The organism is Actinokineospora sp. NPDC051303 (assembly GCF_055586285.1).
Window position 1 is genome coordinate 112,830 of the sequence record NZ_JBVJIN010000015.1, and the last position, 17,811, is coordinate 130,640.

Genomic DNA, 17,811 nt, shown 5'->3' on the forward strand with positions numbered 1-17,811 from the left:
GTCAGGGCCGCGTGGGCGCTTCCCGGTCGTTGACCTCCACGAGGACGCCCGTGTCGAGCAACTCCACGATCGAGCGGGACAACAGGTAGGCGGTGCCGCCGCCGGGCTGCTCGAACCACGGAATCGCGACCCCGGTCAGCGCCTCGGTCGGCTTGACCACCCGGTAGGCGCGGTAGGGCCGATTCACCCAGTCCGGGACCAGTGAGCGTCGCTCGAACGGGGTGCCCGCGGCGTAGGTCAGGTTGCCGCCGGGCTCGCCGTAGCGGTCGATCTCGGTGCCTGGGGCCAGTTCCACCAGTCGCTTGCCGCGGAACAGGGTCAGCGGCGGCTCACCCGGTCGTGGCTGGATCGGCCAGTCCTGGGGCCTGCGCGGGGTTAGCGACGGCTCGGGCCTGCGGGCCTCGGCGCGCGGGGCTGGCCGCGGTTCTGGCCTGCGGGGGACGAAGCCCTCGTCGTCGTCCTCGTCATCGAACACCGCGGCGGGCGCGGGCGCGGCGGGCGCGGGCTCCGGCGCGGCGCCCCGCCCGCCGAACGCGAACGGCTTCGCCTCGGCCGGGGTGAACAGGTCCTCCTTCTCGGGCCGGGACGGCCGGAACAGGTCTTCGCCCGGGGTGGGCCGAACCTGCCTGCGCGCCCGGTAGTCGTACTCGTCATCGTCGTCGTCTTCGAGGTCGGCCAGCGACGCCTGCACGGTCGCGGGCCCCGGGTCGACCGGGACGCCGCGCGCCCCCGAGTCCAACAGGACCTTCCCGACCAGGAACGCCGCGGCGTCGGCCACGTCCGCGAACACCGCGGGCGCCACGAAGCCCTGGTCGAACCAGCCGACCCGCCAGCCCTCGCCGGTCTGCTCCATGGTCCACGCCGCGGCCCCCGGCGTCCCGATCCGGTACCGGGACTCGCCGATCCCCAGTTCGGTCAGCCGGGTCCGCACCCGCTCGACGGTCGCCGCGGGCGAATCCTGCTGGGGCAACGCGGCGGGCGGCACCTCGGCGGACCAGCTTCCGGGCGGCTGCCGGTCGGCGCGCTTGTCCTTTTCGGACACGTGACCGTCTGGTGTGGACTGCTGGTCTCGGATGTCGGCGTCGCCAACCGGGACGCCTGGTGCTGTCGGAACCTCAGAACCGTTGCGCCGCACGGGAATCGTGTCGCGTTCGGCTGCGCCCGACTGCCATCCCGACTGCGCACTCGCCTGCTCGGTGACGTGCCGCTGGTGCGCCAACTCGGCCTGGTCGTTGGACTGGGCCTCGTCCGCGAGCCGGGTCTCGTCGGCAGGCCGCGGCTCAGGCGATTCCTCAGCGGTGGCAGCGGTTTCGGCCTCGTCGGCTGCCTGGGCGTGACCGGCGGCGAGGTGTGGTTGTGCTTGCCCGGTCTGGTCGGTGAGGCCAGGGGCCGAGGTTGCCTCTGCCGCATGGCGGTCCTGGGCCTGGTCGCCGAAATCGGCGAACTGCTGATCACCGGTGGACCGCGCGTCCGCGAACTGGTCCGCCGCCGGGGCGTCGGGGCCCGCGGGCTGCGGCTCGTCCGCTGGGTGCGCGTCGACTGCCGTGTGGTCGGCGACCTGCTCGGCCTGTGGTTCGTCCGCCGCGACCTGACTGGTGGACCGCTGAGCGGCGACGAGATCAGCCTGGTCGAACCGCGGCTCGGCGAACTGCGCGTGGTCCTCTTGCTGGGCAAGGGATTCCTCAGCCGACCCAGGGTGGTCGACGTAGTCCGCTCCGTCCGCGTGGCCGGGTTGGTCGTCTGCCGAGCCGTGCGCCGCGGACTGGTCTGTGAGCCCGCGGTCATCGGTGAACTGGGGGTCCGCCTGGTCTGTGAACTGTTCGTCTGCCGAGTGCGGCTGGTCGGTGAACCGCGACCCGGTGGACTCGGCATCGGCGGTGTCGTGCTCGGCGAACCCGGTGTCGGCGAACTGGCCGCCCACTGGGTGGGGCTGGTCGGCGAATCGGGTGCCGGACTGGGGCGCGTCCGCCTGGGCGGTGACCTGATCACCCGCGGGTGGGTGGGTGGTGAACCGCGCGTCGGCCTGGTCGGCGGAGTGCGATCCGCCTGAGTCGGTGCGACCGACCTCGGTGTGAGCGGCGAAATGCGGTTCGCCCGCCTCCGGGTGAGGGGCGAAGCGCGGGTCGTCGGTGCGGTCAGGCTGGTCGGTGAAGCGCGGGTCGTCAGTGAAGCGCGAGTCGTCGCTGAGGTGTGATTCGTCGGCGGGGTGACGTTGGGTGTTCGCCTGTGGGTGCTCGGCGGCGTGGGGCGAGCTGGTGAACCCTTGCTCGTCCGTGAGGTGAGGCTGGGTGACCGACTGCTGGTCGGTGGAGTGGGGCTGACCGGTGAACCCCGGTTCGGTCGTGGGGTGGGCGGACGACCGTGGTTCGTCGGCGAGGTGGGGTTGGGTGGTGAACCCCTCGTCACCGGGGTGGTCGGCGAACTGCGGTTCCTTGGTGGCGTGGGGTTGGGTGGTGAACCCCTCGTCACTGGAGTGGTCGGCGAACTGTGGTTCGTCGGTGAGGTGGGGGTGGGTGGTGAGGCTCGGCTCGTCGCTGGGGTGGTCGGTGAACTGGGGGTCGCCGCCTGCGTGGGGTTCGGGGGCGAATCGCGGTTCGTCGGCCGGGTGGGGCTGGGGTTCGTCGGCGGGGGGCGGCTCGGTGAAGCCTGCCTCCGGGTGATCGGCGAACTGGGCTTCTGCCCGGGGGGCGAACTGGGGGCCGGTCTCCGCCGTGGGCTGGGGCTCCACCACGGCGTGGGATCGGGTGGGGAACGGTTGCCCGGCCTGGTCTGTGTGCGACCCGGCCGTGAACTGGGGCTGGTCGGTGACCTGGGACTCGTAGGGCTGCTCAACGTGGCGGGCGTCGTCGGCGGGTTCGGCCGGGTCGGTGAAGGAGGGCTGGGGGGTGGCCGCCTGGGGTTCGTCCGCGAGGAAATCGGCGGGGGGCGGTTCCGGGGTGAACCGGTTCGCCTGGGCGGGGGTGAAGTGGGCTTCGCCGAAGGTGGGCTCGGCCTGCTGGTGCGGGGCGTCCTCGTCCGCGAAGTCCGGCTGGGGTTCGCCTGCCCGCGGGGAGTGGGCGAAGGCGGGGTCAGGCTGGTCGGTGATGTCGTGGTGCGCGCTTACGCGAGGGGCGTCTGCGGGCTGGTGGTCGGCGGCCGGTTCGTCTGAGTGCGGGGAGTAGGCGAAGGCGGGGTCAGGCTGGTCGGTGACGTCCTGGTGCGCGCTCACGCGAGGGGCGGCCGAAGGCTGGTGGTCGGCGGCTGCCGGATCGTCTGAGTGCGGGGAGTAGGCGAACGCGGGGTCAACCTGGTCGGCGAAGGTCTGTTGATCGTTCGTGGGCTCGGCTGGGTGACCAGTGGCGTGGTCCGTGAAGGCCGGTTCGCCTGGCTGCTCGGCGTAGCTGGGGCCGGTGTCGGCGTGGTCGTTCGCGTGCGGGGCTTCGGGAGACCGGGGGGTGTCCGCGGCCTCGGGATGGCTCGCGGTGTGGGAGACGAACGGGTCGTCCGGGTGGGTGGCGTCCGTGGACTCGGGGTGGTCGGCGAAGGGACCTTCCGGGTGCCGGGTGTCGGTGGGCGCGTCGGGGTGGGGAGTGGGCGTCGACTGGTCGAAGCGGGGGGCGTCGATCAGGTCGGCGAAGTGGGGTTCGGGCTGGTCGGGGGTGTGGGGATCAGCCGGGGGCTGGTTGTTCTCCGGCGCGGACGGTTGGAAGAGGTCCGTCTCGGCCGCGGTGCCGGGGTGGGCCTCGGTGGGCTGGGCGGCCGACGCCCAGGAGGGGACCCACTGGTCGCCGGGCGCGGCGGGCTCGGGGGCTCGGCGGCGGCCGGTTTGGCGGGTGTCCGGCGCCGGGTCCTGGGCTGGGGTCTCGGTGAAGGCCCACGCGGATTCGGCGGGCTCGGCCGCGGGAGTGCGGGACCAGGGCGGCGGAGTGTCGAACGCGGTGGGCTCTCGGCGGACGGGTTCGTGGCCGAGGTTCACCTCGGCGGGGGCGAAGGCGTCAAAGCTGGTGCCAAAGGGGCCCGGCTTGCCGGACTCGGCGCCGCCGCTGGGGGACCAGCGGTCCCCGGTGAACTCGCGTGGGGGTTCCGCGTGGGACGGCTGGGCGAAGTTCGTCCCGGTGGGCGGCGTCGGGGCGGACTCGGCGGAGTCCGAGCCTTCCTCGACCGGGTGCCGCGAGCCGCCCATGCCGCCCGTGGCGGGGATGTGGCTGGGACCGCCCACGGCGGGGGCACCGCTGGGTTCGCCCGCAGTGGGGACGCCGCTGAATCCGCTTACGGCGGGGACACCGCTGTATTCGTCTGCGGTGTGGGCGCCGGGACGTCCCTCTGCGGTGGGGGCGTGGCCGGGACCGCTCGCCGCGGGGGCACCGCTGGGTTCGTCAGTGGTGGAGGCTCCGCTGAGGCCGTGTGCGGCGGGCACGCCGCCGCGTCCGCCCGCGGCGGAGGCGCTGGTGAGCGCGTCTGTGGTGGGGATGCCGCCGGGGCCGTTCGCGGTGGGTCCGCCGCCGGGACCCTCTGCGGTGGGGACACGGCCGAAGCCGCTTGCGGAGGAGGCGCTGGTGAGCGGGTCTGTGGTGGGGATGCCGCTGGGTCCGCCGCCGAGACCGTCTGCGGCGGGGGCACGGCCGAAGCCGCTCGCGGCAGGGCCGCCGTCCGTGGTGGGTCCGCCGCCGAAGCCGCTTGCGGCAGGGGCGCTGGTGAGGCCGTCTGTGGTGGGGATGCCGCCGGGCCCGCTTGCGGTGGGTCCGCCGCCGGGGCCCTCCGCGGCGGGAGCACGGCCGAAGGCGCTCGCGGCAGGGGTGCCGTCTGTGGTGGGTCCGCCGCCGAAGCCGCTTGCGGCAGGGGTGCCGTCTGTGGTGGGGATGCCGCTGGGGCCGCTTGCGGCGGGGGCACCGCCGAGACCATCCGCGGTGGGAACGCCGCTGGGGCGGGGTGGGCGCGCGGGGCCGCGGCTGACGAAGGCCGCGGCGGCGGCGCGGGTGTTGTCGTCCACGTCGGGGACGGTGAAGTCGGTGCGGCGGATGTGGTCCACCAGGTCCGGCTCGGGGGGCACGCCGTGGACGCGCAGGTAGTAGTTGACCGCGGCTGGCCAGACCCAGGCGCCGTCGGTGTGGAAGGCGACGGGGACGGCGAGGCGGCCTTCCTCGTCCAGGTGGTCGGTGTCGAAGCCGCGACCGGGCAGGACGACCGGGGCGCTGTCGAGGTAGTGCTGCAGCTCGTCGCGCTCGGACTCGTCCAGCGGGGGGCGGTTGACCGCGGGGCGGCCCCCGGGGCCCTGGCCGTCGAAGATCCGGGCCATGCGGAACGGCGGCTTGAGCGAGGCGAGGCGCCGGATCAGCCAGTCCGGCACGTTCTCCTCGTCGCGGGGGAAGGTGCGCAGATCGTCGGCGTAGGCGGGCGGCGGCGGCGGGGTGATCCACCTCGGCTCGTCGCGGTCGTACTCCAGGTTGTACGCCGACGGGTGGTCCAGTTGGTACCGCGCGTTGTACCAGGTGCCGCGGCCTTCCCGGTACATCCCGGCGCGCAGCCGGGAGAACAGCATCGCGATGTCCGGTGAGACGGGGAAATCCGCCACGGTCTCGTCTCGGAACGTGACCCGGCCCGCGGTTTCTCGGTACCGCCCGAGCGCTCTGTACTCGACGCTCACCGAGGCCCACTCCGCCGGTGCGGCCCGGAGCAACGCCAGCCCGATCTGCTTGACCAGGGCGTCCTGTTCGGTCGGGTTCAGCTGCGTCGGTTGTGCCACGGTGACATCTTCTCCTGCCGGGATGCCTACGGCATACGGTGGATCGAGCGGTGGTCGTCTGCCAGCGATAATGACAGACCGTTATCATCCGGTCGGTGGTGCGGCGGTCGCGGTGGCCGCGGGAATCTCCCGCGGCGGGTCTCCGGCGAGGCGGTCGCGACCGGGTTGGCCAGCGCGTACCCGGTCCCGCCGCCGGGCGGGTCGAACCAGGGGACGGCCGTTCCGCGCAGGGTCGGGAGCGGCCGCGCCACCCGGTACACATGGTAAGGGCGGGACCGTCCGCCGGGGCGAAGCGACCTTGCGCGAAAGAGTGTTCTCGGGCGAGTCACGCGCGGGCGGTCGTCACGCGCGGCGACCGTGGTCGGCGTCGCCCGCCGGGGCCGTTCCTCACAGTGGCAGTGGGCGCGATGTTTGTGTCAGCGTCACATCTGTGCCAGCCTTCCATGCGCTCACGGGAGGAGAACGATGTCCGACGGCGACCTCGCCCCGCACTTGACCCGTCTCGGACTGCCGGACGACGAGATCCGCAGCTACCTGTACCTGCTGCGCACCGGACCGTCCACAGTGGAGGAAATCGCGGTCGGCTCGGCCGAGCCGGTCGACATCGTGCGCGCGGCCGTCCGCACGCTGGTCGACGCGGGCCTGGTCGGCACCGGCGGCCCGGACGGCAAGACCATCACACCCGTCCCGCCCGCGTCCGGCCTGCAGATCCTCAGCCGCCGCCGCGAGTCGGAGTTGGAGCAGGCCAGGGTCGCCACGCTGAACGCCTACGACACCTTCCGCCGCGCGATCTCCCCGCAGCGCACCGACGACCTGATCGAGGTCGTCACCGGCACCGCCATCGCGCAGCGCATCCAGCAGATGGAGCTGAGCGCGCGCAAGGAGATCCGCCGCCTGGACTCCCCGCCGTACTTCACCGAGGGGCACGTCAACAACGCCGAGCTTGAGCAGCTCGCGCGCGGCGAGGTGACCTACAAGGTCGTCTACGCCCGAGCGTCCATCGAGGACCCGGGCCGCTACGCGCAGAACATCCAGCCGTGCGTGGCGGCGGGCGAGCAGGCCCGGGTGCTTCCCGAGGTCCCGGTAAAGCTGACGATTGTCGATCAGCAATTCGCCACCGTGTCGCTACCGGTCGCAGAAGCTGACGTTAACCGTTCACTGTTAGTCGTGCGCCCCAGCAGCCTCTTGTCCGCGCTTACCGGACTCTTCGAGGCTTCTTGGCGGCTCGCGGTCCCCTTGCACGCGGGCGCCCGCGCCCCGTCTCCCGTGCAGCCGATAGAGCAGCGGCTGCTCGGCCTGCTCGCGGCGGGCGCCAACGACGACTCCATCGCCCGCCAGCTCGGCGTCAGCAGGCGCACGGTGTTCCGGCACCTGCAACGGCTGATGGACCACGCGGGCGCCACCTCCCGGTTCCAGCTCGCCGTGCACGCCGTCCGGCACCGCTGGATCTGACGTGCCCGCGCGGGCGCTGGGCGCGGGGCTGTCGCTGCTGGGCGGGGTGTCGCTGGCGATGCAGGCCCGGGTCAACGGGCAGCTCGGGCAGCGGCTCGGCGACGGGATCCTCGCGGCGCTGGTCTCGTTCCTGGTCGGGCTGGCCATCGTGGGCGCCGCCGTCGCGGTCGTCCCGGCGTGGCGGGCGGCGGCGGGGAGGTTCGGGACTGCGGTCCGGGCCCGGCGGCTGCGGCCGTGGGAGTGCCTCGGCGGGGTGGCCGGGGCGCTGTTCGTCACGGCGCAGGGGCTGACCGTGCCGGTGCTCGGCGTCGCGATGTTCACCGTGGCCGGGGTCGGCGGGCAGGTCGTGTCCGGGCTGCTGATCGACCGGGTCGGGTTCGGGCCGGGGGACGCGCGGCCGGTCACGCCCAGCCGCGCGCTGGGGGCGGCGCTTGCCGTCGTCGCGGTAGGCGTGGCGGTGTCCGACGAGTTCGGCACGCCGTCGCTGCTGTGGCTGGCGCTGCTTCCGGCTGTCACGGGCGCGACAGTCGCGTGGGCCCAAGCTGCCAACGGACTGGTAAGAGCGGCCACAGACAGTGTTGTCTTCGCGACGTTAGTCAACTTCGCGGTCGGCGCTGTCGTCCTGCTCTTAGTCGGCGCGATTGACGTCGCCGCACGCGGGATTCCCTTGCCGCCGCCGGATCTTTTCCTGTATTCAGGAGGAGCGCTGGGGGTGATCGTGGTCTGCACGACGGTTTTCGCCGTCCGGTTCGCGGGCGTGCTCATGGTCAGCCTGTGCGTCATCGCCGGACAGGTGGTTGGGTCGGTTCTCCTGGACTTCCTCGCGCCAGCGCACGGCGGCGGCGTCGCGCCGACCACGCTGATCGGCGTCGCCATGACCCTGGTCGCGGCCGGGGTCGCGGCGGTGCCCGGCGGAGGTGAGTCCGCGCGAGTGAGAGGATGAGACCCGTGACCGCGACGATTCTTGACGGCAAGGCCACCCGCGACGCCATCCTCGACGAGCTGCGCACCAGAGTCGCCGCGCTCGCCGAGCGCGGGGTCGTTCCCGGGCTCGGCACGGTGCTGGTCGGCGACGACCCCGGCTCGCAGGCCTACGTTCGCAGCAAGCACAACTTCTGCCAGAAGATCGGCCTGAACTCGATCCGGCGCGACCTGCCCGCCGAGACCACCCAGGCCGAGCTGCACGCGGTCATCGATGAGCTGAACGACAACCGGGACTGCACCGGCTACCTGATCCAGCTCCCGCTGCCCGGCCACCTCGACCCGGGCCGCGCCCTGGAGCGCGTCAACCCGGCGAAGGACTCCGACGGCCTGCACCCGGTGAGCCTCGGCAAGCTCGTGCTCGGCGACTCCGGCCCGCTGCCGTGCACCCCGGTCGGGATCGTGGAGCTGCTGCGCCGCTACGAGGTCCCGATCGCGGGCGCGCACGTTGCCGTCGTCGGGCGCGGCGTGACGGTCGGGCGGCCCCTGGGCCTGCTGCTGACCCGCCGCAGCGAGAACGCCACGGTCACCCTGTGCCACACCGGGACCAAGGACCTCGCCGCCGAGGTCCGCCGGGCCGACATCGTGGTGGCCGCGGCGGGCAACGCTGGCCTCATCACCGCCGACATGATCAAGCCGGGCGCTGCTGTCCTCGACGTCGGCGTCACCCGCACGGACGCGGGCCTCGTCGGCGACGTCCACCCGGACGTGCGGGAAGTGGCGGGCTACCTGGCCCCCATGCCCGGCGGCATCGGCCCGATGACCATCGCCATGCTCCTGCGCAACACGGTCGAGGCGGCGGAGCGGAGCCTGCGGGCGTGAGCGTCAACCCGCAGCGCGGCGGCAAGCACCCGGCCCTGGTGCACCTGCCGTTCGGCCTGGTCATGACCGTCGTCGTGGTCGGCCTAGTGCGCGTCGTGCAGTACTACTGGCGGGAGGGCACGGTCTGGATCGGGCTGGCCCTGCTGCTGGCGGCCGGGCTGCGGGTGCTGCTGCGCGACGAGCAGGCAGGCCTGATCGCGATCCGCAGCCGCGCGGTGGACGTGCTGCTCTATGGCGCGTTCGGCGTGCTGGTGATCGCGGTGGCGCTGACCATCGAAGGCGGCCCGCTCAACCGGTGAGGCAGGCGCGCCCGGTCACGTCATCGCCTCGATCAGCGCGGCGGAAGCGTCCTCGTCCAAGGCCACGCTCAGCAGTTCCACCACGACCCGGTCGTACAGCTTGACCGCGGTCGGGTCCTCAACGAAGAGGCTCGACGCGCGGTTCTCCAGCAGCACCACCGCGCCGCGGCCGCGGAACTGCATCCGCTGGAACGACCCGTTCAACCCGGGGTGCCCGTGCGTCAGCCTCGGCACCACGCGGATCGTCACGTTCTTCTTGCGGCCCGCCTCGACCAGGTAGCGCAACTGCCCGCGCATCACCTCCCGGCCGCCGATCGTCGTCCGCAGCGCGGCCTCGTTCAGGATGGCGAAGTAGCGCGGCGGCGTAGGGGCGCGCAAGACCGCCTGGCGGCGGATTCGCTCGGTGGTCTGCTCCTCTATCAACTGGTCGTCAAGCATGTCTACCTCGCGGGCGACAGCCTGGGCGTACGGGACTGTCTGGAGCAGGACAGGCACAAGAGTCGCCTGATAATCGACCAGCATGTCTGCCTTCGACTCCAGTACGCGCAGCGCGGCGAACCGGCCCGCCGGGGTGTCGTCCGGCCACACCGCGGGCTCCGCGGCGCTGCGGGCCAGCGCCAGCAGGTCGTCGCGGAGGTGGCCGGTGACGCCGTAGAGGGCTAGGAGAGTGACGACATCGGCCACCTTCTGCGGTTTTCGGCCGTTCTCCATCCGGCTCAGCTTCGAGGTGCTGATCCCGACCTTCGCGGTCACGTCGGCCAGGCTCAGCCCCGCGCTCTCCCGGTGCCTGCGCAGCTCCTCGCCGAGCAGTTCGAGCCGGACAGTGGTGTCCGGTGCGTGCAGCGTCATGGCTCCCCTCGCGCCCGATGGCCAGTTGGGCGCCATGATCGCGGTGCGCGTCGCGCGATCATGGCAGCTCAGGGGCCTGTCGGCGGAGAACCACCCGAAGGAGTCGAGACCCTGATCACCGCCCGGGGTCGCGGGGGCCCGCGCTTGGTAGCCTGCCCGGTGCCGGGCGACGCTGCTGACAGGGCAGAACTGCCACGCGATCGCTCCGCCGACTCATCCGTCTGTCTCGGGAGGATCTGCCAAGTGGCACCCGTCAACGTCACCGTCACCGGAGCAGCCGGTCAAATCGGTTACGCCCTGCTCTTCCGCATCGCCTCCGGCGCGCTGCTGGGCCCCGACACCCAGGTCCGCCTGCGGCTGCTGGAGATCCCGCAGGCCGTCAAGGCCGCCGAGGGCACCGCCATGGAACTCGACGACTGCGCGTTCCCGCTGCTGAGCGGCATCGATGTGACCGACGACGCCAAGAAGGCCTTCGACGGAGCCAACGTCGCGCTGCTCGTCGGCGCCCGGCCCCGCACCAAGGGCATGGAGCGCGGCGACCTGCTGGAGGCCAACGGCGGCATCTTCAAGCCGCAGGGCGAGGCGATCAACGCGGGCGCGGCCGACGACATCCGCGTCCTGGTGGTCGGCAACCCGGCGAACACCAACGCCCTCATCGCCCAGCAGCACGCCCCCGACGTCCCGGCGGCCCGCTTCACCGCGATGACCCGCCTCGACCACAACCGGGCGATCTCGCAGCTCGCGGCCAAGCTCGGCGTGACCGTCGCGGACATCAAGAAGCTCACCATCTGGGGCAACCACTCGGCCACCCAGTACCCGGACGTCTTCCACACCGACGTCAACGGCAAGACCGCCGCCGACCTCATCAACGACGAGGCCTGGCTGGCCGACACCTTCATCCCGACCGTCGCCAAGCGCGGCGCGGCGATCATCGAGGCCCGCGGCGCCTCTTCGGCTGCCTCCGCCGCCAACGCCGCCATCGACCACATCCACGACTGGGTGCTGGGCACCCCCGCGGGCGACTGGACCTCGATGGCCATCCCCTCCGACGGCTCCTACGGCGTCCCCGAGGGCATCATCTCGTCCTTCCCGGTCACCTGCGAGGGCGGCGAGTACCAGATCGTCCAGGGCCTGGAAATCAACGAGTTCTCCCGCACCCGCATCGACGCCTCCGTCGCCGAACTGATCGAGGAGCGCGACGCGGTCAAGGCTCTCGGCCTGATCTAAGACACCCAGTACCGAAGGCCACCCCCAGGACCCCAGCCCCGGAGGTGGCCTTCGGCATTTCGCAGCCCGCCCCGCCAGGCGCCCAACAGGTGGAGCAAAAGCAGCGAACCACCCGACGGCCACAGCAACCCACGCACCTGCCAGGCAGCACCAACGCTGCCAAGTGCTCGATGGGGCGGAGTGGTTTCTTCGGGGGAGAAGGAAGATCGCTAAGCTGGCTCCGCGCGTGTGAGGCCGTAGGCTTCCCACCCGTCTTTCACACGGCGATCTTCCTTCGTAGGGGCCCCGAAGAAACCACTCCGCCCCATCGAGCAGACAACACGGAACCTCAGCAACCACAGATACCGTGCAGCCGTGACGTTCATCCCGTGGCCGATCCCTGAGCCCGAGCTCCCCCCAGCCGTGCACCCAGCGCTAGCCGCCGCCGCGCACGCCGCCTGCACCGCTTACCGCGACGCCCGCAGACTGCTCACCCGCCCGCAGCTAGCCGAAGAGATCGCGATGGGCGCGGACGGCACCCCGACCATGCGGGTGGACGCACTAGTCGAGGACGCGATAGCCGAGGCCGCGCACCGGCACCGAGTCAACCTCTTGTCCGAAGAGGCAGGCTTCATAGACAACGGCTCAGAGACCACGCTTATCGTCGACCCGTTAGACGGATCAACCAACGCCGCGTCAGGCGTGCCGCTGTCCTGTTTCGCCGGTGTGCTTGCCCGCGACGCGATAGCCAGTGAGGCCGTGACGGTCTGGCTCGACACCGGCCGGTCGTGGTGGGCGCGCGCGGGCCATCCGACGCCGTACCGCACCACCGGGCGCACCACAGTGGACGGCGCTACGGTGAACCTGTTGCGCCCGAAACCCTCCGCGCGCGAAGCGTGGCTCAGGGTTGTCGAGCGGGCGGGGCGGCTGCGGGTCTTCGGCACGACGTGCCTGGAGGCGGTCCTGGTCGCCGAGGGCTCCATCGACGCCTTCGCCGATCCCGGCTCGGACACGTTGCGCATCGTGGACCTGGCTGCCGCCCTGGTCACCGTTCCGGCCGCGGGCGGCGCGGTCATCGATGCTCGCGGCCGTCCGCTGGAGTTCGACCCCGATCTGACCCGACGGTGGTCCGGCATCGCCGCCGCGACTCCGCGGCTGGCCGACGATCTGGCCGCGACAATCCTGGGTTGACCTCGCCGGGTGCCCGAACGTGTGGCCCATTCGAGTGCTTTATCCCCCGATAGCGTGAACATTGGCCGAGATGGCATCACGGACCGGCAGGAAACGCGTTCTCATGTCTGACGGTTCGCGAACACCACGAGCGAACTCCGGGATAGGAGGCCCACGAGATGAACATCGACGCCGAGCACTCCGAGCAGCTCATCTCGCTGTACGGCGGCAGCACTCCGGTGCAGTCCCGCTGGACCTACCGCGCCAGCGAGCCCTACACGGTCGCCGCGGCCTTCCAGACCGACCGGGACCGCTGGGTCGAGTGGGTCTTCGGTCGGGACCTGCTGGTCGCGGGGCTGTCCGGCCCCGCGGGCGAAGGCGACGTGCGGCTGCTGCCCGATCTCGCCAACGGGCGCGCCGCGCTCTACCTGGAGATCGAGTCGCCCGATGGCCACGCCCTGCTGGAGATGAACTACGAGGCGATCCAGAACTTCCTGGCGACCACCGTCGCCATGGTGCCCCTGGGCAGCGAGGGCGACTACTTCGACATCGACGCCCTCATCGAGGAGATCACCAACGTCTGACGCCCCGCGCGGGCACAGAACGCGGCCGCCTGTCCGGACTGGGCAGGCGGCCGTCGTCGTGCTTACCGGACGTTTAGAGACAGGCCTGCGAGAGCGCGTTGACCGCGTCGACCTTCTCCTTGGCCCACGACGTGACGCCGGTCGGGTCGAGGTTGGGCACGCTCAACTCGTTCACCTTCGCGGCCATGCCGTTGATCGCGTCCTGCAGCGTCACGTCGGTGGTCTTCTCCGCCAGGGCGGTCAGCTCGTCCGCGGTGCGCTTGGCCTCCTCCGCGGTCTGCTCCACGTTCTGCGTGCTCGGGTTGAAGTTGGCGAGCTTGAGCGCCTCCAGGCAGACGTTCGCCTTGTCGGTCGCGTTGCTCGCCGCGTTGGTCGCCTCCCGGACGGAGTCGCAGGCGGTGAGGCCGCCGAGCAAGGCCGTCGCGGCCAGGACGATCGCCAGCCGAGATCGCATCGTGCCCCCAAGGGGTGAGGAGTGGTGAGGGTGTCAGATTATCCGTTTTGCCGGACCAGCCGGACCACTACCCGGAGACGGACGCGCGGCGGCGGCCTGGCCTGCCCCGGACCGGCGGAACCCGCACGAGCGAGGCGGGCGCGGAAACCCCGCCGGGCCGCCCCGCCCGTGACTACCCTGGTCGGGATGCGAGCTCCGAAGACCATTGATCGAGCTGACGGCGCCTGCGGAGAACTGGTCCTGCGCCGCGCGGCCAGCCACTACGAGATCATCGCCGACGGCATGTTCCTCATGGACACCCGCGCCGGGCGATCCGAACGCCTCCTGGTCCGCGCCGCCGCGTCCCGCATGCCCGGCGGCCGACTGCTGATTGGCGGCCTAGGCGTCGGCTTCTCCCTGCGCGAGGCCCTGTCGTCGCCGCGGGTGAGCGAGGTCGTCGTGGTGGAACGCGAACCAGCTGTCATCCGCTGGAACCGCGGCCCCCTGGGCAACGCGGGCGCCCTCGCCGACCCCCGCACCCACTGCGTCCAAGCCGACCTGGTCGCCTGGCTGACCGCCACCGACACCCACTTCGACGCCCTCTGCCTGGACATCGACAACGGCCCCGACTGGACCCTCTCACCCGACAACGCGTTCCTCTACTCGGCGGACGGCCTGGCCCTGCTCGCCCGCCGCCTCACCCCCGGCGGCGTCCTGTCCGTCTGGAGCGCCAACCCCAGCCCCTCGTTCCTGTCCCGCCTCCGGTCGACCTTCCGGCACGTCGAAGCCCAGGAAATCCCCGTCCCCCGCGGCGAACCAGACGTCGTGTACCTGGCTACTTAGCCGCCTTGGCCGCCTTCTTGAACGCCCGCACCTCACCGAGAGACACCGCGTCCACCACATCGGCCACCGACCGCCGAGCCCCGTCGAGCCCGTAGTCCCCGGCCGCCGCCCGCCACCCCTCCGGCGTCACCCCGCGCTGCTTGCCGAGCAGAGCCAGGAAAATTTTCGCCTTCTGCTCCCCGAACCCGGGCAGCGCCTTGAGCCGCTTGAGCACCTCCGGGCCACTGGGGCTGTCCCAGATCGCGGCGGTGTCCCCGTCGTAGACCTCGACAATGTGCTGACACAGCGCCTGCACCCGCTTGGCCATCGACCTGCCGTACCGGTGGATAGCAGGCGGCGTCGCCGCCAGATCGGCGAACGCCTCGGGGTCGTAGTCAGCGATCTCCCGGACATCGAGCTTGCCGAGGCGGTCGTGGAGCTTCTTCGGCCCCTTGAATGCCACTTCCATGGGAATCTGCTGGTCAAGCAACATGCCGAGCAGCAGCGCCAACGGATCACTCTCCAGCAACGCGTCCGCGTCCGGATCCTGAGCGATGCAGAGCCTGGTCGTCATGCGGCCCATGGTGACACGCCAGCCCGAGCAGGGCCGAGTCACGCCAGGTATGACCAGTTCGACGTGAGCGAAGCGGTGTTCGGGACCGGAAGATGGAGAATCAGGGCCGGAAAATGGCCGCGGTGAGAAGCGTGATTCCGATAACCGCCAGCGCCCCTAATCCGTAGACGAGGTTCCTGGCGGTATCATTGAAGATGACGTAAATCACGCCTGCGAACGAGAAGAACAAAGTGAGTAGGACATCGCCTATCAAGAGAAAAAGCGCCAATACCAGTCTTATCAGGAACCAGGCGAAGCCTAGTCCGTGCCACTTGGAGATGGTGGAGTCGTCATACGCCCAGGTGAACATGGCGAAGGGTGAATAGAAGAGGCCGTCCCAGTGGCTCTGCCACTTCTTCCCCGTTTCGCTGAGGCCTGCGACCGCGGGACCGCCAGGCACTGGGGCGGCTTGCTTGAACTGGATGTCCTGTACGGTTCCTTCCGTGACGTCGAGCAGCACCCTGCGGTCGGTGACCTGGATGTGCGTCTGCCCATTGACAACCGCGCTGAACTCGCCTCGGCCGCTGGTCACCCGGTATGTGTGGTCGAACCCGGCCTGGCTGCCCTGGCGGATGCGAATTGTGACGTAGATGCTGTCCTTGTCGATATCCGGTAGTGCGTATTTTGCGCCAATCGAGAATACGCCCAGTGGGGTGACAATTCCTTTGTCGCCGACGATGTCAATTCCCGACGCGGAGACGGTGAACTTCACCGGTAGGATGTTGGGTTTGAACTCGACTTGCTCGTCCGGGGAGGTGCAGCCCACCGTGACGGTGAAAATAATGGATAGAATGACGATTCTCGCCGTCCGTCGACGAGGTAGTTCAAGCGCCATGACCCCCCGCTGTGGTAGCCGCTGGTTGTCATTGTAGTCCCGCCATACCTGTTCGAGTGGCGATGTGGGCTGGTGCGAGTCGAACATGCGCGCTTGGAGGCATCCGACTTCACCCCGATGGACCTATAGTTTTGTTTCCCGATGCTCAGAGTGGTTCACGTGCTTGCCGGTGATGCTCTGAACAGGTGGTGACGCCAGTCTTCCGCGTTGTCCGCTCGGGCTGGCGAGTTCGACCACGGGTGAGTGGTGGGGGCGGTTCCGGGTTGCCGGGGGGTGGGGTTGGGCGCAGGCTGCACCTCGGAGCGAGCGAGTGAGAGGAGTGGCCGGTGGCGACTTGTGACACCTGCGGCAATGACTACTGGATGGCGTTCGAGGTGCGCACCGTGAGTGGGCAGGTGCACACCTTTGACAGCTTCGAGTGCGCGGCCACGAAGTTGGCGCCGGTGTGTGAGCACTGTCGGTGTCGGATTTTGGGGCATGGGGTGGAGGTGGAGGGGCGGTTCTTCTGTTGCGCGCACTGCGCGCGGGAAGGGGCGGCGCATCTGGGGGATCAGATTCGGGACGCGGTGGGGGCTCATCCTGCTTGAGTCCAGGGGGTGAGGGGGACGCCGTCGAGGAAGGGGAGTACGCCGGTTCGGTGCAGGGCTATGGCGGACATCCAGAGGGCGACGGCGGTGAGGATGGGGCCGATGACGGCCATCTCGACCTTGCCGCCGGTTCGCATGCGCAGGAGTTTGGGTGGGGCCACCGGGTACCAGGTCTTCCAGGCGATCGGGACCGGCCACAGGATGGGGCAGCCCTGTTCGGTGATGGCGTCGCCCAGGTAGTGGGCTATGCAGCCGATGCCGACGGCGACACCGCAGGCGGCGGCGTCGGCTGAGGTCTGGTCGGTCCACTTGAGGCACGCGTAGGTGAGCAGCAGCGCGGTGCCGGTGATCCACAGGGCGTCGTTGCGGGGGCACCACTTGTGCATGATGCCGCGCACCGCCAGGCCGCTGAAGAAGAACATGAGGACCGGCAGCGCCCACGACTGGCTGGTCTGGATGATCGCGGTCGTGACCACCGCCGCCGCGATGGCGAAGACCAGGGTGTGGGTGAGGCCGCGGTGGCCGCCGTCGCGGTTGGAGTCCTTTTTGGTGCGGGTCAGCCGGTAGGTGCCGTGACTGATGGCGTTGATGAGCTTCGACCCCGCCTGGGTGACTGGGCCGAACGTGCTCGACACCGTGGACTCCGGGTGGTCCAGGTCGGGCAGCAGCGCCGCCCCGGTGCACATGACCGCCCCGACCAGCCAGCCCTTCGCCGACAGGTTGCCGATGGCGCTGCCGGAGGCCAAGGCGGTGACCGTCGCCCAGGCCGTCAGGCCGCTCATCGCGTGGGTCGGTCCGGTTGACACGTGCTGCCCCCTGAATGATCGAAAGCCGGTTGGCCGGTGCTCACCTTAGGATCGGACGGGTGCTGCGTCCCACGTATCCGATCAAGACCCGCCGACTGGCCCTGCGCCCGTACGCGGCCGACGACCTCGACGCGCTGTTCGCGATCGAGTCCCGGGCGGACGTCTGCAAGTACCTGGCCTGGGAGCCGCGCACCCGCGCGGAGGTCGCCGCCGACCTCGACCGGCGGATGGCGACGACCACCCTGGAGAACGAGGGGGACGCGCTGCGGCTCGCGGTCACCCTGCTCGACACCGGCGCGCTGATCGGCGGGGTGATGCTGGCCTGGCGCAGCGTCGAGCACAGCGGCGGCGAGATCGGCTTCGTCCTGCACCCCGACCACCACGGCAAGGGCTACGCCGGGGAAGCCGCCGTCCAGCTACTGCGGCTGGCCTTCGAGGACCTGGGGCTGCACCGCGTCTTCGCGCGGCTCGACGCGGCGAACCGGCCGTCCGGGCGGCTGCTCGAACGGCTGGGCATGCGGTTCGAGGGGCGGTTCCGGGAGAACGAGTTCGTCAAGGGCGCCTGGACCGACGAGGCCGTCTACGCGATGCTCGTCCACGAGTGGCGCGACCTGACCGAGAGCTGACCGG

17 protein-coding genes are annotated in these 17,811 nt (G+C 70.8%); 10 read left to right on the forward strand and 7 right to left on the reverse strand.

The genetic code is table 11. The annotated features are described in order from the left end of the window. Position 1: 1 nt before the first annotated feature. Positions 2–5,722, reverse strand: a complete 5,721-nt coding sequence (locus ACZ6SD_RS14420; RefSeq protein ID WP_465317400.1) for a TNT domain-containing protein — start codon at positions 5,720–5,722, stop codon at positions 2–4. A 26-nt stretch (positions 5,723–5,748) separates the two neighbouring features. Then, a complete protein-coding gene (locus ACZ6SD_RS14425; RefSeq protein ID WP_465317401.1) occupies positions 5,749–6,051 on the reverse strand; it encodes a TNT domain-containing protein in 303 nt (100 codons plus the stop codon). Between the two features lie 136 nt (positions 6,052–6,187). Here ACZ6SD_RS14425 and ACZ6SD_RS14430 point away from each other — a divergent pair, with 136 nt between their 5' ends. Genes ACZ6SD_RS14430 through ACZ6SD_RS14445 form a run of 4 tightly spaced genes read left to right on the forward strand, consistent with a single transcriptional unit; the run spans position 6,188 to position 9,276 of the window. Continuing rightward, positions 6,188–7,174, forward strand: a complete 987-nt coding sequence (locus ACZ6SD_RS14430) for a helix-turn-helix transcriptional regulator (RefSeq protein WP_091451760.1) — start codon at positions 6,188–6,190, stop codon at positions 7,172–7,174. A 1-nt stretch (position 7,175) separates the two neighbouring features. Continuing rightward, positions 7,176–8,117 (forward strand): DMT family transporter, encoded by a 942-nt coding sequence (locus ACZ6SD_RS14435; protein WP_465317402.1) that lies wholly within the window; start codon positions 7,176–7,178, stop codon positions 8,115–8,117. A 5-nt stretch (positions 8,118–8,122) separates the two neighbouring features. Beyond that, complete coding sequence (locus ACZ6SD_RS14440; RefSeq protein WP_465317403.1) at positions 8,123–8,977, forward strand: bifunctional methylenetetrahydrofolate dehydrogenase/methenyltetrahydrofolate cyclohydrolase; 855 nt, start codon at positions 8,123–8,125, stop codon at positions 8,975–8,977. After that, positions 8,974–9,276, forward strand: coding sequence for a DUF3017 domain-containing protein (locus ACZ6SD_RS14445; protein WP_228771714.1), 303 nt, complete (start codon positions 8,974–8,976; stop codon positions 9,274–9,276). Before ACZ6SD_RS14440 ends, ACZ6SD_RS14445 begins: the two co-directional genes overlap by 4 nt. A gap of 15 nt (positions 9,277–9,291) precedes the next feature. Here the strand turns inward: ACZ6SD_RS14445 and ACZ6SD_RS14450 are convergent, their stop codons facing one another. Beyond that, positions 9,292–10,125, reverse strand: a complete 834-nt coding sequence (locus ACZ6SD_RS14450) for a helix-turn-helix domain-containing protein (RefSeq protein WP_465317404.1) — start codon at positions 10,123–10,125, stop codon at positions 9,292–9,294. Between the two features lie 243 nt (positions 10,126–10,368). Here ACZ6SD_RS14450 and ACZ6SD_RS14455 point away from each other — a divergent pair, with 243 nt between their 5' ends. The 3 genes from ACZ6SD_RS14455 (at position 10,369) to ACZ6SD_RS14465 (ending at position 13,085) form a co-directional block, all read left to right on the forward strand. Further along, positions 10,369–11,352 carry a malate dehydrogenase gene (locus tag ACZ6SD_RS14455; protein WP_465317405.1) on the forward strand — a complete coding sequence of 328 codons (984 nt, stop codon included), beginning with the start codon at positions 10,369–10,371 and terminating at the stop codon, positions 11,350–11,352. A gap of 354 nt (positions 11,353–11,706) precedes the next feature. Next, on the forward strand, positions 11,707–12,522 hold the full coding sequence (locus ACZ6SD_RS14460) for an inositol monophosphatase family protein (RefSeq protein WP_465317406.1): 816 nt from the start codon (positions 11,707–11,709) through the stop codon (positions 12,520–12,522). Positions 12,523–12,680: 158 nt separating this feature from the next. Beyond that, entirely contained in the window at positions 12,681–13,085 is a 405-nt protein-coding gene (locus tag ACZ6SD_RS14465; protein ID WP_465317407.1) for an SsgA family sporulation/cell division regulator, read from the forward strand. Between the two features lie 73 nt (positions 13,086–13,158). On the opposite strand, the gene ACZ6SD_RS14470 is transcribed toward ACZ6SD_RS14465, so the two are convergent. Continuing rightward, positions 13,159–13,539, reverse strand: a complete 381-nt coding sequence (locus ACZ6SD_RS14470) for a bacteriophage spanin2 family protein (RefSeq protein WP_465317408.1) — start codon at positions 13,537–13,539, stop codon at positions 13,159–13,161. Between the two features lie 186 nt (positions 13,540–13,725). Between ACZ6SD_RS14470 and ACZ6SD_RS14475 the strand changes: the two genes are divergently transcribed. After that, positions 13,726–14,361, forward strand: coding sequence for a spermine/spermidine synthase domain-containing protein (locus ACZ6SD_RS14475; RefSeq protein ID WP_465317409.1), 636 nt, complete (start codon positions 13,726–13,728; stop codon positions 14,359–14,361). Here ACZ6SD_RS14475 and ACZ6SD_RS14480 read toward each other — a convergent pair. Together ACZ6SD_RS14480 and ACZ6SD_RS14485 are read right to left on the reverse strand one after the other, a co-directional pair. Beyond that, positions 14,354–14,914, reverse strand: coding sequence for an HhH-GPD-type base excision DNA repair protein (locus tag ACZ6SD_RS14480; RefSeq protein ID WP_465317410.1), 561 nt, complete (start codon positions 14,912–14,914; stop codon positions 14,354–14,356). The genes ACZ6SD_RS14475 and ACZ6SD_RS14480 overlap by 8 nt on opposite strands. Before the next feature lie 100 nt (positions 14,915–15,014). Next, positions 15,015–15,875 (reverse strand): hypothetical protein, encoded by an 861-nt coding sequence (locus ACZ6SD_RS14485; protein WP_465317411.1) that lies wholly within the window; start codon positions 15,873–15,875, stop codon positions 15,015–15,017. A gap of 239 nt (positions 15,876–16,114) precedes the next feature. Here ACZ6SD_RS14485 and ACZ6SD_RS14490 point away from each other — a divergent pair, with 239 nt between their 5' ends. Next, positions 16,115–16,375: a Prokaryotic metallothionein gene (locus tag ACZ6SD_RS14490; RefSeq protein ID WP_465317412.1), complete on the forward strand. Its 261-nt coding sequence runs from the start codon at positions 16,115–16,117 to the stop codon at positions 16,373–16,375. Here the strand turns inward: ACZ6SD_RS14490 and ACZ6SD_RS14495 are convergent. Further along, entirely contained in the window at positions 16,363–17,181 is an 819-nt protein-coding gene (locus tag ACZ6SD_RS14495; RefSeq protein WP_465317413.1) for a metal-dependent hydrolase, read from the reverse strand. The genes ACZ6SD_RS14490 and ACZ6SD_RS14495 overlap by 13 nt on opposite strands. A gap of 59 nt (positions 17,182–17,240) precedes the next feature. Between ACZ6SD_RS14495 and ACZ6SD_RS14500 the strand changes: the two genes are divergently transcribed. Then, on the forward strand, positions 17,241–17,807 hold the full coding sequence (locus ACZ6SD_RS14500; RefSeq protein WP_465317414.1) for a GNAT family N-acetyltransferase: 567 nt from the start codon (positions 17,241–17,243) through the stop codon (positions 17,805–17,807). Positions 17,808–17,811: the final 4 nt, after the last annotated feature.

Excerpts from the sequence above, each read along its gene's own strand:
- ACZ6SD_RS14430 (WP_091451760.1), top strand. The coding sequence starts at position 6,188 with ATGTCCGACGGCGACCTCGCCCCGCACTTGACCCGTCTCGGACTGCCG.
- ACZ6SD_RS14450 (WP_465317404.1), bottom strand. The coding sequence starts at position 10,125 with ATGACGCTGCACGCACCGGACACCACTGTCCGGCTCGAACTGCTCGGC.
- ACZ6SD_RS14465 (WP_465317407.1), top strand. The coding sequence starts at position 12,681 with ATGAACATCGACGCCGAGCACTCCGAGCAGCTCATCTCGCTGTACGGC.
- ACZ6SD_RS14470 (WP_465317408.1), bottom strand. The coding sequence starts at position 13,539 with ATGCGATCTCGGCTGGCGATCGTCCTGGCCGCGACGGCCTTGCTCGGC.
- ACZ6SD_RS14475 (WP_465317409.1), top strand. The coding sequence starts at position 13,726 with ATGCGAGCTCCGAAGACCATTGATCGAGCTGACGGCGCCTGCGGAGAA.
- ACZ6SD_RS14480 (WP_465317410.1), bottom strand. The coding sequence starts at position 14,914 with ATGACGACCAGGCTCTGCATCGCTCAGGATCCGGACGCGGACGCGTTG.
- ACZ6SD_RS14485 (WP_465317411.1), bottom strand. The coding sequence starts at position 15,875 with ATGTTCGACTCGCACCAGCCCACATCGCCACTCGAACAGGTATGGCGG.